The 14101-nt window shown below is 66.6% G+C and carries 14 protein-coding genes; 5 read left to right on the top strand and 9 right to left on the bottom strand.

All coding sequences use genetic code 11. The annotated features are described in order from the left end of the window. Positions 1–70 precede the first annotated feature (70 nt). Positions 71–1072: a type I glyceraldehyde-3-phosphate dehydrogenase gene (gap, locus tag JHW45_RS07895; RefSeq protein ID WP_272860329.1), complete on the top strand. Its 1002-nt coding sequence runs from the start codon at positions 71–73 to the stop codon at positions 1070–1072. Between the two features lie 201 nt (positions 1073–1273). Here gap and JHW45_RS07890 read toward each other — a convergent pair whose 3' ends face one another. From JHW45_RS07890 to JHW45_RS07875, 4 genes are read right to left on the bottom strand one after another with little or no spacing between them, the layout of a single operon-like run. After that, positions 1274–2083: a hypothetical protein gene (locus JHW45_RS07890; protein WP_272860328.1), complete on the bottom strand. Its 810-nt coding sequence runs from the start codon at positions 2081–2083 to the stop codon at positions 1274–1276. Continuing rightward, the gene (locus JHW45_RS07885; protein WP_272860327.1) at positions 2076–3632 is read right to left on the bottom strand and encodes an acyl-CoA synthetase; all 1557 of its coding nucleotides are present in this window, start codon (positions 3630–3632) and stop codon (positions 2076–2078) included. The genes JHW45_RS07890 and JHW45_RS07885 overlap by 8 nt, the downstream gene beginning before the upstream one ends. Beyond that, positions 3629–4810 carry an acetyl-CoA acetyltransferase gene (locus JHW45_RS07880; protein ID WP_272860326.1) on the bottom strand — a complete coding sequence of 394 codons (1182 nt, stop codon included), beginning with the start codon at positions 4808–4810 and terminating at the stop codon, positions 3629–3631. Before JHW45_RS07880 ends, JHW45_RS07885 begins: the two co-directional genes overlap by 4 nt. Next, complete coding sequence (locus JHW45_RS07875; RefSeq protein WP_272860325.1) at positions 4807–5601, bottom strand: IclR family transcriptional regulator; 795 nt, start codon at positions 5599–5601, stop codon at positions 4807–4809. The genes JHW45_RS07880 and JHW45_RS07875 overlap by 4 nt, the downstream gene beginning before the upstream one ends. 131 nt (positions 5602–5732) lie before the next feature. Between JHW45_RS07875 and JHW45_RS07870 the strand changes: the two genes are divergently transcribed. Genes JHW45_RS07870 through JHW45_RS07860 form a run of 3 tightly spaced genes read left to right on the top strand, consistent with a single transcriptional unit; the run spans position 5733 to position 8469 of the window. Continuing rightward, complete coding sequence (locus JHW45_RS07870; RefSeq protein WP_272860324.1) at positions 5733–6719, top strand: DctP family TRAP transporter solute-binding subunit; 987 nt, start codon at positions 5733–5735, stop codon at positions 6717–6719. Next, complete coding sequence (locus JHW45_RS07865) at positions 6720–7175, top strand: TRAP transporter small permease (RefSeq protein ID WP_272860323.1); 456 nt, start codon at positions 6720–6722, stop codon at positions 7173–7175. Next, on the top strand, positions 7168–8469 hold the full coding sequence (locus JHW45_RS07860) for a TRAP transporter large permease (RefSeq protein ID WP_272860322.1): 1302 nt from the start codon (positions 7168–7170) through the stop codon (positions 8467–8469). The genes JHW45_RS07865 and JHW45_RS07860 overlap by 8 nt, the downstream gene beginning before the upstream one ends. Here the strand turns inward: JHW45_RS07860 and JHW45_RS07855 are convergent. The 4 genes from JHW45_RS07855 to rplU form a co-directional block, all read right to left on the bottom strand. After that, positions 8466–9452: an LLM class flavin-dependent oxidoreductase gene (locus JHW45_RS07855; protein ID WP_419181845.1), complete on the bottom strand. Its 987-nt coding sequence runs from the start codon at positions 9450–9452 to the stop codon at positions 8466–8468. The genes JHW45_RS07860 and JHW45_RS07855 overlap by 4 nt on opposite strands. 152 nt (positions 9453–9604) lie before the next feature. After that, entirely contained in the window at positions 9605–10186 is a 582-nt protein-coding gene (locus tag JHW45_RS07850; RefSeq protein ID WP_272860321.1) for a GNAT family N-acetyltransferase, read from the bottom strand. Positions 10187–10281: 95 nt separating this feature from the next. Further along, a complete protein-coding gene (rpmA, locus tag JHW45_RS07845) occupies positions 10282–10554 on the bottom strand; it encodes a 50S ribosomal protein L27 (protein ID WP_272860320.1) in 273 nt (90 codons plus the stop codon). 12 nt (positions 10555–10566) lie between these two features. Continuing rightward, positions 10567–10935: a 50S ribosomal protein L21 gene (gene rplU, locus JHW45_RS07840; protein ID WP_272860319.1), complete on the bottom strand. Its 369-nt coding sequence runs from the start codon at positions 10933–10935 to the stop codon at positions 10567–10569. Between the two features lie 275 nt (positions 10936–11210). Between rplU and JHW45_RS07835 the strand changes: the two genes are divergently transcribed. Then, the gene (locus JHW45_RS07835) at positions 11211–12185 is read left to right on the top strand and encodes a zinc-binding metallopeptidase family protein (RefSeq protein WP_272860318.1); all 975 of its coding nucleotides are present in this window, start codon (positions 11211–11213) and stop codon (positions 12183–12185) included. Between the two features lie 15 nt (positions 12186–12200). On the opposite strand, the gene JHW45_RS07830 is transcribed toward JHW45_RS07835, so the two are convergent. Beyond that, the gene (locus JHW45_RS07830) at positions 12201–14015 is read right to left on the bottom strand and encodes an ABC-F family ATP-binding cassette domain-containing protein (RefSeq protein ID WP_272860317.1); all 1815 of its coding nucleotides are present in this window, start codon (positions 14013–14015) and stop codon (positions 12201–12203) included. Between the last annotated feature and the right edge of the window lie 86 nt (positions 14016–14101).

Genomic DNA, 14101 nt, shown 5'->3' with positions numbered 1-14101 from the left:
CAGGCATTTGCATCGGACCCAAGGCCACGCTAGAGGAAGGCGCAACGTCATCTGGTCGGGAGAGATAACCATGGCTGTCAAAGTCGCCATCAACGGTTTCGGTCGCATCGGGCGCAACGTGCTGCGGGCCATCGTCGAATCGGGCCGCACCGATATCGAGGTGGTCGCGATCAACGATCTGGGTCCGGTCGAGACCAACGCCCATCTGCTGCGCTATGACAGCGTGCATGGCCGCTTTCCGGCCGAGGTGAAGGTCGCGGACTCCAGCATCGATGTCGGCCGCGGCCCGATCAAGGTCAGCGCGATCCGCAACCCGGCCGAACTGCCCTGGGGCGATGTCGATGTCATTCTGGAATGCACCGGGCTTTTCACCTCGAAGGAGAAATGCCAGCCGCATCTGGACACCGGCGCCAAGCGGGTGCTGATCTCGGCCCCGGGCGAGAATGCCGACAAGACCATCGTCTTCGGCGTGAACGACGACACGCTGACCGCCGAGGATGTGGTGGTCTCGAACGCAAGCTGCACCACCAACTGTCTCGCACCCGTGGCGCAGGTCCTGAACGAGGCCATCGGGATCGACCGCGGCTTCATGACCACGATCCACAGCTATACCGGCGATCAGCCGACGCTGGATACGATGCACAAGGACCTGTATCGCGCCCGCGCCGCCGCCCTGTCGATGATTCCGACCTCGACCGGCGCCGCCAAGGCGGTGGGTCTGGTCCTGCCCGAACTGAAAGGCCGTCTGGACGGCGTCGCCATCCGCGTGCCGACGCCCAACGTCTCGGTCGTCGATCTGGTGTTCGAGGCCAGCCGCGACACCTCGGTCGAGGAAATCAACCAGGCGATCCGCAGCGCCGCCGACGGCAGGCTGTCGGGCATCCTTGGCTATACCGACGAGAAACTGGTCTCGGTCGACTTCAACCACGACCCCCACAGCTCGGTCTTCCACATGGACCAGACCAAGGTGATGGAAGGCAGGCTGTGCCGCATCCTGACCTGGTACGACAACGAATGGGGCTTCTCGAACCGCATGTCGGACACGGCGGTGGCGATGGGAAAGCTGATCTAGGACCCGGATCGTGACACAACAGACGGCCGGCAGGCAGCGCCCTGCCGGCCGTTGTGTTTCTGTCCAGTCGGGGTTCCTCGCCAAAGCAAGGCTGCCGCGCCGGTCGTTCAGGGACCGCCGCTGCCCCGTCCTCGCCCTCTTTCCAAATACCTTGCAGGGGGTCTGGGGGACGCAAAGTCCCCCAGTCGTCGCGGGACGCAATCACTCCCGCTGATCGATCAGGATCAACTCGGCGGTCACGCAGATCCGGTTGCCGGTCTCGGCCAGCACGCCCGCCGCGCGCACCCCGCCGATGCCGACGATATCCACCGCCACCGACGGCGCGGATACGCTGATGCGGCCCGGCCGGATCAGGAATTCGGTTGCGTGGCTGTCCAGCACCGTGCCGTCGGAAAACCGCGCCACATTCAGGCTGCCCAGCCCCATCGCCTGCGCGCTGTCCCAGCCAAGCCGGGTCAGGGCCGTCATCAGCGCAGGAACCAGCTCGACATGCGGCGCAAGCCGCAGCAAGGCTGCCTGCGCCATGCCGTCGCATCCGCCATGCGGCTTGAACAGGGTGAATGCAGTTTCCGCATCGTCGCCTGCTTTGAACCGCGCATCGCGAAAGATCCATGCCTCGGCCTGCACCGGACGTGCCAGAACCGAGGCATCCAGCAGAAGATGCCCCATCGTGTCGCCCCAGCACCCGTGGCAATGCCCAAACCCTTGGCCGTCGCGCAACCCCCAGACGATCCCGGCCCGCGCGATCCGCGCCCCGGTCAACGCGCGCGGCGTCGAATACCACGCCGCATGCAGGCCGTCGCTGGCGCGTTCCGGCCAGACAAAGCGCAGATCGCCCTGCGCGTCCTGAAAACTGATCCAGGCGCTGTCGGCGCCAGCCAGGGCCTGCGCGATGGCGCGGTCCATCGGCATGTCGGCCGGCAAGGTGATGCGACGCCATTCGGCCCGCGTCGGCGACAGCATCAGCCGTGGCTCGGCCGGCGGTCCGGGATGGCGCAGCGTGTCAGCCATCGCCGGTCGCCGCCTCTCGGCGCGTCAATTCCTCGCGCACCAGCTTCTTGGTGATCTTGCCATAGCCCGATTTCGGCAGACCGTCCCAGAACAGAAACCGCTTGGGCAGCTTGTAGCGTGCGATCCTCGGCGCCAGCCATGCCGCCAGATCGGGGCTGGACCCGTCGCGCGTGACGCAGATCGCCACGCCGATCTCGCCCCATGTCGGATCGGGCATGCCCACCACCGCACATTCCGCGACGTCGGGGTGCAGCAGCAGCTTTTCCTCGATCTCGCGCGGATGGATGTTCGACCCGCCCGAGATGAACATGTCGCTTTCGCGCCCGGTCAGATAGAAAAATCCGCGCTCGTCCATGTGACCCAGATCGCCGGTGCGGAACCAGCCATCGCGGAAGGACGCGGCATTGGCCGCCGGGTTGTTCCAGTATCCGGCAAAGACCGCGCCGCCGGTCACGCAGAGTTCTCCGGTCTGGCCGGGCGGCAGCGGGTGTCCGCTCTCGTCCTGGATTTCGACTTGGATGCCGGTGCGCGGAAAGCCGCACGATCCCTGCAACGCCCAGCCCTCGGCCGCGTCGTGCAGCCGCGCGGGCAGGACGGTGATGCACCCCGTCACCTCGCCCAGACCGAAATACTGGACCAGCACCGGCCCCAGCCGTTCCAGCGCGCGGATCTGGTCGGCCCGGTACATCGGCGCGCCGGCATAGATGACATGGCGCAGGCTGGAGCGATCGTGCCGGTCGATGGAGGGATCTTCGGTCAGCAGCTTCACGATGGTGGGCACGGTGAACATGTTGCTGACCCGGTGCCGCTCGACCAGCCGCCAGATCTCTGACGGCTCGAACGCGCCTTCGGGCAGGATCGTCGCCGCACCGCGCGCGACCTGCAGCATCTGGTGCACCCCCGCCCCATGGCTCAGCGGCGCGACCACCAGCGAGGCGTCGTCTTCGGTCGTGCCGGGGATCAGATCGGCAAGGTGGTTGGCGATGACAAAGCCCATCTGGCCGTGCGTCAGGATCGCCGCCTTGGGCCTGCCCGTCGATCCCGAGGTAAAGAACAGCCATGCCGGATCGTCGCGGTCGATATCGGCCGGGCGCAGGGGCGAATCGTCGTGACCGGACAGCGCCGCGTCGATATCCGGTCCGAACGCGGCCTGCCCGATGGCCAATGCCGGCAGATCGCAGATCGCGGCGTGGTCGGGAAACGCCGCCTCGCAGATCAGCAGGCGGGGCCGGGACAGTTCCGCCATCCAACGCAGATCGTCGGGCGTGCCGCGAAAATTCGCCGGAACCCAGATCGCCCCCAGCTTCAGGCAAGCCCACAGGCTTTCCCACATCTGGTGATTATTGGGCGACTGAACCAGCACCCGGTCGCCCTTGCCGATCCCATGGTCGCGCGCCAGCATCCGGCCCATCGCATCGACCCGCGCCCGCATCTGCGCCCAGCACCACCGCCGGTCGCCCCGGATCATCGCCGGACGGTCGGGCAGCCGGCGCGCGGTCTGGTCCACCAGATGACCCAGGTTCATCGTGCGCGTCGAATAGGGCGTCATTTCACCCTCTCGAGGATCGAGACGTAATTGGCCACCGCCGCACCGCCCATGTTGAACACCCCGGCCAGCGCCGCGCCCGGAACCTGCATCCCGCCGGCCTCGTCCGTCAGCTGCATCGCCGCCATGACATGCTGCGACACGCCGGTTGCCCCGATCGGATGGCCGCGCGATTTCAGCCCGCCCGAGGGGTTCACCGGCAGGCTTCCGCCGCGCGCGGTCACACCCTCGGCGATGGCGCGGCCGCCCTGGCCGCGCCGGGTCAGGCCCATTGCCTCGTATTCCAGCAATTCCGCGATGGTGAAGCAGTCATGCGTCTCGACCAGCGACAGATCGTCCAGCGTGATCCCCGCCTGTTCCAGCGCCTGTGCCCAGGCCCGCCGCGCGCCCGCAAATTCCAGGATGTCGCGGCGCGAGATCGGCAGGTAGTCGTTGGCCTGACGCTGTGCCCGGAACCCGATGGCGCGCGGCGCGTCCGTGTCGGGATGGGCGATCACCAGCGCCGCGGCCCCGTCGGACACCAGCGAACAATCGGTCCGCCGCAGCGGACCGGCCGCACGCGGATTGCGGTCGCTGATCGTGTTGCAGAAATCGAAACCCAGATCCTTGCGAATATGCGCAAACGGATTCAGCGCGCCATTGGCGTGGTTCTTGGCCGCGATCATCGCCAGTTCGCGCGACACATCGCCATGGCGCTGGAAATAGCTGCCCGCGATTCGGCCGAACACGCCCGCAAAGCCGCCCGGTGTGCAGCCTTCTTCGGCGCGATAGCTGGCGCCCAAGAGGATGTCGCCGATCTCGCCTCCGGGCGTCGCGGTCATCTTCTCGGCCCCCACGACCAGCGCGACCCGCCCCCTGCCGGACCCGATGAAATCCAGTGCGGCGGTGATCGCGGCCGATCCTGTGGCGCAGGCATTTTCCAGCCGCACGGCGGGCACATGGGCCAGCCCGTCATGGCCCAGCGCGACCAGCGCACCGGCAAAGCCCTGTTTCTGAAAACCGCCGTTGAAGACGCCGGCGAAGATCCCGTCAATCCGGTCTGCGGGTATGCCGGCATGGTCCAGCGCCGCCCCCGTCACCTGGGCCATCAGCGTCTCGACATCGGGGGCGTCGGATTTGCCGAAACGCGTATGCGCCCAGCCGATGATGCGTCCTTGCGGCGCGGGGGGCAGATCGGTCATGTTTTCCTCGCAAGCAGATCGTTCAGGTCGGTTTCGGCGCGCGCAGCCTCGGCCCGCAGCAGGGCCGCCATCTCGGCCTGACGGTCGGGCGTCAGCCGCTGGTCGATGGCGGCCAGCGACAAGGCCCCGGCGATGTGGCCCATCGGGTGGCGGATCGCCACGCCGATGCCCCAACTGCCCGCCACGACAAGGCCCGGGTTCAGGGCAAATCCCCGTTGGCGCGCCTGCGCGACGGCCTGCCGCAGCATCGACGCGTCATGGGCGGCATAGCGTGGCGCGGCCAGCAGCGGCACCAGTTGCGGCAGGACCGCGTCGATTTCGTCATCGGGCAGCGCCGCAAGGATTGCCAGCGAGCCGGCCCCGATCCCCAGCGGATGTTCGTCGCCGGGTTGCAACGCATGGGTGCGCACCGGATAGCTGCCCTCTTCGCGCAGCAGGCAGACCGAATACAGACCGCGCCGCGCGGTCAGAAAACAGGTGTCGCCGCTGGCGCGCGCCAGCCGGATCAGCGCGGGCTGGGCAATCCGCATCAGCCCGAAACGCGGCGCGGCCAGCATCCCCGCGACATAGGTTTCGGGACCCGGAAAATACCTGCGGCTGTCGCTGTCCTGTTCGATCAACCCCTCGCGGATCAGCGCGACCAGCATCCGCCGCACCGTCGGCTTGGCGAGGCCCGTCGCAGCCGCCAGTTCGCCCAAGGACAGACCGGACTGCGCAGCCTGCCCAATCCGGCGCCAGACCGCGACCGCGCGGCCGATGCTTTGGGTTCCCTGTTCAATTGGGGTTTCCATGATGTGGAAGACTCTCGCCGTGTTCCTGCCGGACAAACCGTCGAATCTTATTGCATGGCTTTGCTTCATCCGTAAACATGCACCCGACCAAAGCGGCCACAGTGCCGCATCGTGGAATGGGAGGAGGATCCATGTTCTTGAAGCTGGCCCTGGGGCTGACAACCGCGCTTGCGCTGACCCTGCCCGCCGCCGCCGAAACGCTGCGCCTGTCGCACAATACCGGCGACACGACGACCTGGCAGCAGGGGGCCGAGAAATTCGCGGAACTGCTGAAGGCGGAAACCGGCGACGCCTATGACGTCCGCGTCTTTCCCAACGCGCAGCTGTCGGGCGGCGATCAGATGAAACAGGCCGAGATGACCGGTCGCGGCGCCATCGACATGGTGCTGACCTCGGCCATCAACGTGACGCCGCTTGCGCCCGAGATGGCGGCCTTTTCGCTGCCCTATCTGTATCCCGACTATGACGCGGTCGATCGCACCACGCAGGGCGCCGCCGGCGAGCGGATGGAAGAGATCATGGAAAGCCACGGCATCCATGTCCTGGCCTGGGGCGAAAACGGCTTTCGCGAAGTCACCAATTCCAAGCGTCCGATCACATCGCCCGACGACATGAAGGGCCTGAAGATGCGTGTGGCCGGTCCGATGTATATCGACGTAATGAACGATCTGGGCGCCAATCCGCAGCAGATGCAATGGTCCGAAACCTTCCCCGCGCTGCAACAGGGCGTGGTGGACGGGCAGGAAAACCCGATTGGCGCGGTCATCATCCCGCAGCGCGTCTACGAGGTGCAGAAATACATCACGCCCTGGCATTACAGCTATGACCCGCTGTTTCTGGGCATCAGCAAGGCGAAATGGGACGGGCTTGACGAGGCGACGCAGGCCAGTTTCCAGAAAGCTGCCGACGAGGCGATGGAATATCAGATCCGCATCAGCCGCGAGGCGACCGCAGACGGGCTGGAATTCCTGAAGGAACAGGGGATGGAGGTGTATGAGCTGTCCCCGGACGAACTGGCCGCCTTCCGCGAGGCGACCAAGCCCAGCTTCGACAAATGGTCCGACCAGATCGGCGCCGATATCGTGAAACTGTTCACCGACGAAGTGAACGCGCAGTAGATGCGCTTTCTGGATCAGTTCGAGAAGATCGTCTGTTCGCTGCTGCTGCTGGCCATGACGACGCTTGGCTTTGCCAATGTGGTCGTGCGCTATGGCACCAACCGCTCGCTGGCGGCGACCGAGGAATTGCTGACCGGCGGCTTCGTGCTGCTGACAGTGTTCGGTGCGGCCATCGCGGCGCGGCGGGGGCAGCATCTGGCCGTCGAACTGATTACCGACATGCTGCCCGCCGTCCTGCGGCGGGCGGTGATCGTCACCGCCACGCTGTTGTCGACGATCCTGCTGGCGGCCTCGGTCTGGTTCTGCTGGCAGCTTGTCGCGAACCAGATGGGCACCGGCATGCGCAGCTATGGGCTGGGTATGCCGCTGTGGTGGTATTCGGCCGCCCTGCCCTTTGGTTTCGCGCTGGTGCTGATCCGGTTCCTGCAGGCGGCGCTGCGGGGCGTCGATGGCTGACATCGGCGCCGGCAGCCTGATGGTCGGACTGTTCTTCCTGTTTCTGGTCCTGCGCGTGCCGGTCGCCTTTGCGCTTGGGCTGTCCGCGCTGGCGGCGATGTGGCAGTTGGGCTTCGGCCTCGATCTGGTGGGCGATCTGCTGACCGCCGCCATCGGCAAGTTCTCGCTGCTGGCGATCCCGTTCTTCATCCTCGCCGGCAATCTGATGGGACGGCTGGGCATCGCCGACCGCATGATCCGCTTCTTTCGGGTGCTGGTCGGCGGTTTGCCCGGCGGGATGGGGCTTGTGGGCACTGTCGTGTGCCTGTTCTGGGGCGCGGTCAGCGGATCGGGCCCGGCATCGGTCGCGGCCATCGGCCCGATGATCATCCGTTCGATGGAAGAGGACGGCTACAGCCGCGCCTTTGCCGCCGGGCTGGTCTGCACCGGGGCTGCGATGTCGATCGTGATTCCACCCTCGATCGGGCTGGTGATCTATGGCGTGCTGGCCGAAACCTCCATCGCCGATCTGTTCATCGCGGCGATCCTGCCCGGCATCCTGTGCGGTGCGCTGATGCTGTGTGCGCTGCCGTTCGGCCGCGTGCGCGAGGCGACGGCGACCCGCGCCCTCAGCCCCGAACCCTATCCCGGTCTGGGATACGCGCATGCACTGGGCCGGTCCTTCATCGACAGTTTCTGGGGCCTGATGACGCCGGTGGTGATCCTGGGCGGGATCTATTCCGGCATCTTCACCCCGACCGAAGCCGCCATCGTCGCCTCGGTCTATGCCCTCGCCGTGGGCGGCGTGATCTATCGGACGCTGTCGCTGCGCGGACTTTACGAATGTCTTGCCGACAGCGCCGCGGGATCGTCGGTGGTCATGCTGGTCGTGGCCTATGCCGGGCTGTTCGGGTGGGTGGTCACCGTCGACGACCTGATCGGCCATTATTCCGGCGCGCTTCTGGGCCTCTCCTCGAACCAGTGGGTGATCCTTGCGGTGATCATGCTGGTCGTGCTGATCGCCGGCATGTTCATGGACGCGGTGACGATCATGTTCATCTGCCTGCCGATCTTCCTGCCGGTGATGCGCGAACTGAACTGGGACCCGGTCTGGTTCGGGGTGCTGGTCATGGTCAACCTTGCCATCGGCCTGATCACGCCGCCCGTGGGCATCAATCTTTACGTCGCGGCCAATATCACCCGCCTGCCGCTGGAAAAGGTCGCGCGCGGGGCCCTGCCCTTTCTGCTGACCAGCGTGATCGGCCTGTTCGTGATCGCGGCCTTCCCGATCCTGACGCGGGTGCTGCTGCCCTAAAGCTGCTTCATCGCCTCGGCCGCGATCCGGAAACTGCGCAGCCGTGCCTGATGATCGTGGATCTGGCCGGTCAGGATCACCTCGTCCGGTCTGTGGCTGTCGATCAGCGCGCCAAGCTGGTCGCGCACCTGCGCCTTGTCGCCGACCGCACTGATCCGCAGCGCCTGATCCACCGCGCGGCGCATCTGGGGGCCGATCTCGGCGTCAAGATCGCGCGTCGGCCGGGGCAGCTTGCCCGGCATCCCCGTCCGCAGCCGCGCAAAGGCAAGCTGCATGGTGGTGCGCAGGAACCGGGCCTCGTCGGCATCGTCGGCGGCGAACACGTTCACGGCCATCATCGTCACCGGCTGCGCGGCCCAGGGCGAGGGGCGGAACCGGTCGCGATACAGCGTCAGCGCCTGCGCCAGATCGCCCGGCGCAAAATGGCTGGCAAAGGCATAGGGCAGCCCCAGATGCGCGGCCAACTGCGCGCCGAACAGGCTGCTGCCCAGGATCCAGACCGGAACCTGCGTGCCTTCGCCCGGCAAGGCCCGCACCGCCGCGCCCGGGCGCGGGGGACCCAGATAGTCCAGCAATTCGACCACGTCGTCGGGAAAGCTGTCGGCCATCGGATCGCGGCGCAACGCCCGGATGACGGCACCGTCGCCGCCCGGCGCGCGACCCAGCCCCAGATCGATCCGATCGGGAAAGACCGTCGCCAGCGTTCCGAACGCCTCGGCCACGGTCAGCGGCGCGTGGTTGGGCAACATGATGCCGCCAGCGCCCACCCGGATCCGGCGCGTGGCCTGCGCCACCAGCCCGATCAGCACGGCGGTCGCGGAACTGGCGATGCCCGGCATGTTGTGATGTTCGGCCATCCAATAGCGGTGATAGCCCCAGTCCTCGGCGTGACGGGCCAGATCCAGCGTGTTGCGGATCGCATCGCCGGCCTCGAAACCCTCGGGAACCGGCGCAAGATCAAGAACGGAATAGGGAATGCTCATGCATCCCAGTTAGGCAGTCGGCGGCCGAATGCAATCGACGCGCCGCGAATTTCCGCCCCCGCACCTCTTCGGTGCGCAAATATCCTCGGGGGTGAATTGGCCGCAGGCCAAGAGGGGGCAGACAGCCCCCTTTTTCTTCGCGTCCGGCGCGCTCAGCCCATCTTGCGCAGATAGGTCCAGGTCGGCACACGCGCCTCGCGTGCCACCGACCAGCTTTCCGCATCGCCCAGATAGACGAAACCGCAATTCGTCAGCACCCGGGCCGAGCCGGGATTGTCCTGAAACGCCTCGGCAAACAGGGTGCGCGATCCGTGCGGGTTCGCCGCCACCAGCGCCTCGACCGCCTCGGTCGCAAAGCCGGTATTCCAGAAACCGGCCCCGATCCAGAACCCCAGCTCGGACTGATCGCCCTCCATCCGGGTCAACGAGATCACGCCCAGCAATTCGGCCAGCTGATGCCCGGTGCCGTCGATCGCCCACACATCCTCGGTCCGGTCGGCGGACAGGGCGCGCGCCACGAATCCTTCGGACGCGCCCGGCGGCAACGGATGGGGAATGGCGCGCGTGCCCTCGGCCACGCGCCGATCCGAGGTGTAATGCGCGATCATGCCGGCATCGGACGGACGCAGCGGGCGAAGGACGAAGCGTTCGGTTTCGATCACGGGTTGATTGAGGATGCCGGAATCGATCTTCAGATCGTCCAGGCGCGTTCCCTCCCGCATGGGTGCAGACATGACCATTTTCCCTCCCCGGAAAACAGGACTTTGAAACAGATCGGGGGACCGGCTTCCGCCGGTCCCCCTGCTAACATCGAAATGTTAATTCCGGGTTACTCGGCGGCCTCCAGGCTCGCTGGAATCACGGAGATGAAGGTGCGACCCTTCAGACCCTTGGAAAAGGTCACGTGACCGTCGGTCAGCGCGAACAGGGTGTGATCCTTGCCCATGCCGACATTCTGGCCGGGCCACCATTTGGTGCCGCGCTGCCGCACGATGATGTTGCCCGCGATCGCCTCCTGACCGCCGAACAGCTTCACGCCAAGACGGCGGCCGGCGGAATCGCGACCGTTGCGGGACGAACCGCCTGCTTTCTTATGTGCCATGGTTCAGCCTCCTTACGCTTCGGCTTCGACTTTGGACCGGGCGCCGGCGGCGACCTTGACGCCGGTCTGGTCCGCGCCCTTTTCCAGAACATCGGTCACCCGCAGCAGGGTCAGCTGCTGGCGGTGGCCACGGGTGCGCTGCGAGCCGTGCTTGCGGCGACGCTTGACGAAGGTGATCACCTTGTCGGCCTTGATCTGGTCGATCACCTCGGCCTGCACGCAGGCCCCCTCGACCAGCGGCGCGCCCAGGGTCGAGCCCACCATCAGAATCTCGTTGAACTGGACCTTATCGCCAGCCGCGGCATTCAGCTTTTCAACGCGCAGGACGTCGCCGGCCTGAACCTTGTATTGCTTGCCGCCAGTCTTCAGAACCGCGAACATCGCTTCGTCTTCCTTCGCTTTCCGCGTCCTTCGGCCCCGGCTTTCACCGGCGTTTCGGGGCGACCCCGCCTTCGGACAGCGCATCCCGCGGACCGGGATGTCATTGAAATGATACACCGGCCAAGGGCGTCTGCCCGGCCGGTCGCGTGGATATGGCGGATCGGTGCGGACAAGTCAAGACAGGCGTTGTCCACCCGCCCCCGCTTTTCGCCGCATCAGGCGGAACCGGACCTGTCTGCCGATCATTCCCTGCCGCGACATGCAAGGACGTCCGCGTGCAGAACTTCACCTGTCCGACCTGCGGCAACCAGGTCTATTTCGACAATCTGTCCTGCGCCTGCGGCGCGGCGCTGCATTACGATCCCGAAGCGCGCAAGATGGTAGGGGACGCCCTGTCATGTGCCAACCGCGACAGCATCCAGTGCAACTGGGCGACCGATCCGGGCACGCCCTTGTGCCGGTCGTGCCGGATGTCGCAGATCGTGCCGGCGCTGGCCATCGGCGACAACCGCATGCTGCTGGCGCGGGCCGAGCGCGCCAAGCGATGGGTGCTGGCCAATCTGTCCAACTGGGGCTGGTTCACCGACGCCGATCCCGGCGGGCGTCCGCGCTTTCTGATGCTGTCCGAAAACACCGGCGGGCAGCGGGCCGCGCAGATCGTCATGGGCCATGCCGGCGGCGACATCACCATCAACGTGACCGAGGCGGATGAGCTGATCCGGGTCCAGCGCCGGCACCAGATGGGCGAGCAATACCGGTCGATGGTCGGGCATTTCCGGCACGAACTGGCGCATTTCCTGTTCGACCGGCTGTCGCGCTGCCCCGGTTTCTGCGACGCGTTCCGCCGCCTGTTCGGGGACGAACGCGCCGACTATGCCGCCGCCTTGCAGCGCCATTATGCCGCGCCGCAGGACCCGGGCCAGGATTTCATCACCGCATACGCGACCGCCCACCCGCACGAGGACTGGGCCGAGACGGTGGCGCATCTGCTGCACATGGTCGATTTCACCGACAGCTTCGTCAGCGCGGGTCTGTCGATGGACGGCGTGCCGGCGGATTATTCGGCCTATGCCGACGACGATGCCGAATATCTGCTGACCATCGCCGCGCAGGTCGCCATCGCCATCAACGGCATCAACCGCGCGCTGGACAATAACGATCTGTATCCCTTTGTGCTGACGCCGCCCATCCGCAGGAAGATGGCCTTTGCCCATGGCTGGCTGAAAAACCATGCCGCGCGCGCGATCTGAACCGCAGCGCGGGCGTCAGCCGGCCTTGTCCGCCAGCGTCAGCCATTCCTCTTCCGCGGCGTCCAGCGCCGCCTGACGTTCGGCCAGCGCCTCGGTCGCCTTGCGGAACCTGTCGGGCGCGGTCTGATACAGGTCGGGCTGGGCCAGGAATTCCGACAGCTTCGCGATCTCGGCTTCAAGCCGGTCGATAAGGTCGGGCAATTCCTCCAGCCGGTGCCGTTCGGTAAAGCTGAGACCGGCGCGGGCAGGTTTGGCGGACGCGGGCGATTCCTTCGCCGCTGCGGGCCGGGTCGGCGCAGGGGCCGGGGCGGGCGGCGACGCCTCGCCGCGCTGCGCGCGATAATCGCTCCACCCGCCGGCATAGACGACGGCGCGGCCATCGCCTTCCATCGCGACGGTGGTGTCCGCCACCCGGTCGATGAAATCGCGGTCATGGCTGACCAGCAGCACCGTGCCGTCGTAATCGCCCAGCAGGTCTTGCAACAGATCCAGCGTCTCGACATCCAGATCGTTGGTCGGCTCGTCCAGAACCAGCAGATTCGACGGTCTGGCCATCAGCCGCGCCAGCAGCAGCCGCGCCTTTTCGCCGCCCGACAGGCTGCGGACCGGGGCGCGGGCCTGCGATTCGTCGAACAGGAAATCCTTGAGATAGCCGACCACGTGCCGGGGCTGGCCGCGCACCATCACCTGATCGGCGCGGCCCGATACGCGCATCTCGGAATCGCCGGTCAGCGCCTCCCACAGGGTTTGATCCTGATTCAGCGCCGCGCGCGCCTGATCGAAGACCGCGATGTCCAGATTGGTGCCCAGTCTGACGGTGCCCTGATCGGGCGGAACCTCGCCGATCAGCATCCGGATCAGGGTCGTCTTGCCGACGCCGTTCGGCCCCACGAAGGCCACCCGGTCCCCGCGCTGCACGCGCAGATCGAACGGCTTCAGGATCACGCGATCCCCGAAGGACTTCGCTATGCCGGTGGCCTCGATCACGCGCTTGCCCGATTGCGCACCCGAATCCAGCGCCATCGCCGCCACGCCCTGACGGGCACGCTGCGCGCGGCGTTCGGCGCGCAGCGCGGCCAGCGCGCGCACCCGGCCCTGATTGCGCTTGCGCCGGGCGCTGATGCCTTCGACGGCCCATCTCGCCTCGGCCCTGATCTTGCGATCCAGCTTGTGGCGGGCGTCGTCCTCGGCCGACCAGACGGCTTCGCGCCAATCCTCGAAATGTTCGAAACCGCGTTCCTGGCGGCGCACCTCGCCCCGGTCGATCCACAGCGTCGCCCGCGTCAGGCGGCGCAGGAAGGCGCGGTCGTGGCTGATGATGACATAGGCGGCGCGGGTCTGGTTCAGCTGGTCTTCCAGCCAGCCGATCGCCTCGATGTCCAGATGGTTGGTCGGCTCGTCCAGCAGCATCAGTTCCGGCGCCTCGGCCAGCAGCCGCGCCAGTGCGGCGCGCCGACGCTCTCCTCCGGACGCGGTCGCGACGGGGCGGTCGGGATCGAATTTGAGACCCTCGGCCGCGATCTCGACGCGGTATCCCTCGGCCTCGTCCAGCCCGGCGCGCGCGAAATCGCCAAGCGTCCGGTGCCCCGACAGGTCGGGGTCCTGTTCCATATAGCCGGCATGCGCGCCGGCGGTCAGCACCACCTCTCCGCGATCGGGCTCGACCAAGCCGGCCATCACCTTCATCAGCGTCGATTTGCCCGACCCGTTGCGACCGACCAAGGCGACCCGGTCGCCCTGCTGCAAGGTCAGCGACAGATCGTCGAAAACCGGGTTGCCGCCGAAGGTCAGCGAAATATCTGTCAATTGAAGAAGGGGTGCGCGTGCCATGGCTGCGCCCGTATCCTGCCGGGCCGGTCCGGTCAATCTTGCCCCAGCCTGATTTTTTCTGTCGGATATTGACCGCGCCGTGACGG

Origin of the sequence: Paracoccus stylophorae (assembly GCF_028553765.1) — a bacterium.
Taxonomy (GTDB): domain Bacteria; phylum Pseudomonadota; class Alphaproteobacteria; order Rhodobacterales; family Rhodobacteraceae; genus Paracoccus; species Paracoccus stylophorae.
This window is presented reverse-complemented; position numbering and strand designations above follow the sequence as displayed.

What these genes read in the sequence shown, in the direction of transcription:
- gap (WP_272860329.1), top strand. Translation starts at nt 71, where the DNA reads ATGGCTGTCAAAGTCGCCATCAACGGTTTCGGTCGCATCGGGCGCAAC.
- JHW45_RS07890 (WP_272860328.1), bottom strand. Translation starts at nt 2,083, where the DNA reads ATGGCTGACACGCTGCGCCATCCCGGACCGCCGGCCGAGCCACGGCTG.
- JHW45_RS07885 (WP_272860327.1), bottom strand. Translation starts at nt 3,632, where the DNA reads ATGACGCCCTATTCGACGCGCACGATGAACCTGGGTCATCTGGTGGAC.
- JHW45_RS07880 (WP_272860326.1), bottom strand. Translation starts at nt 4,810, where the DNA reads ATGACCGATCTGCCCCCCGCGCCGCAAGGACGCATCATCGGCTGGGCG.
- JHW45_RS07875 (WP_272860325.1), bottom strand. Translation starts at nt 5,601, where the DNA reads ATGGAAACCCCAATTGAACAGGGAACCCAAAGCATCGGCCGCGCGGTC.
- JHW45_RS07870 (WP_272860324.1), top strand. Translation starts at nt 5,733, where the DNA reads ATGTTCTTGAAGCTGGCCCTGGGGCTGACAACCGCGCTTGCGCTGACC.
- JHW45_RS07865 (WP_272860323.1), top strand. Translation starts at nt 6,720, where the DNA reads ATGCGCTTTCTGGATCAGTTCGAGAAGATCGTCTGTTCGCTGCTGCTG.
- JHW45_RS07860 (WP_272860322.1), top strand. Translation starts at nt 7,168, where the DNA reads ATGGCTGACATCGGCGCCGGCAGCCTGATGGTCGGACTGTTCTTCCTG.
- JHW45_RS07855 (WP_419181845.1), bottom strand. Translation starts at nt 9,452, where the DNA reads ATGAGCATTCCCTATTCCGTTCTTGATCTTGCGCCGGTTCCCGAGGGT.
- JHW45_RS07850 (WP_272860321.1), bottom strand. Translation starts at nt 10,186, where the DNA reads ATGTCTGCACCCATGCGGGAGGGAACGCGCCTGGACGATCTGAAGATC.
- rpmA (WP_272860320.1), bottom strand. Translation starts at nt 10,554, where the DNA reads ATGGCACATAAGAAAGCAGGCGGTTCGTCCCGCAACGGTCGCGATTCC.
- rplU (WP_272860319.1), bottom strand. Translation starts at nt 10,935, where the DNA reads ATGTTCGCGGTTCTGAAGACTGGCGGCAAGCAATACAAGGTTCAGGCC.
- JHW45_RS07830 (WP_272860317.1), bottom strand. Translation starts at nt 14,015, where the DNA reads ATGGCACGCGCACCCCTTCTTCAATTGACAGATATTTCGCTGACCTTC.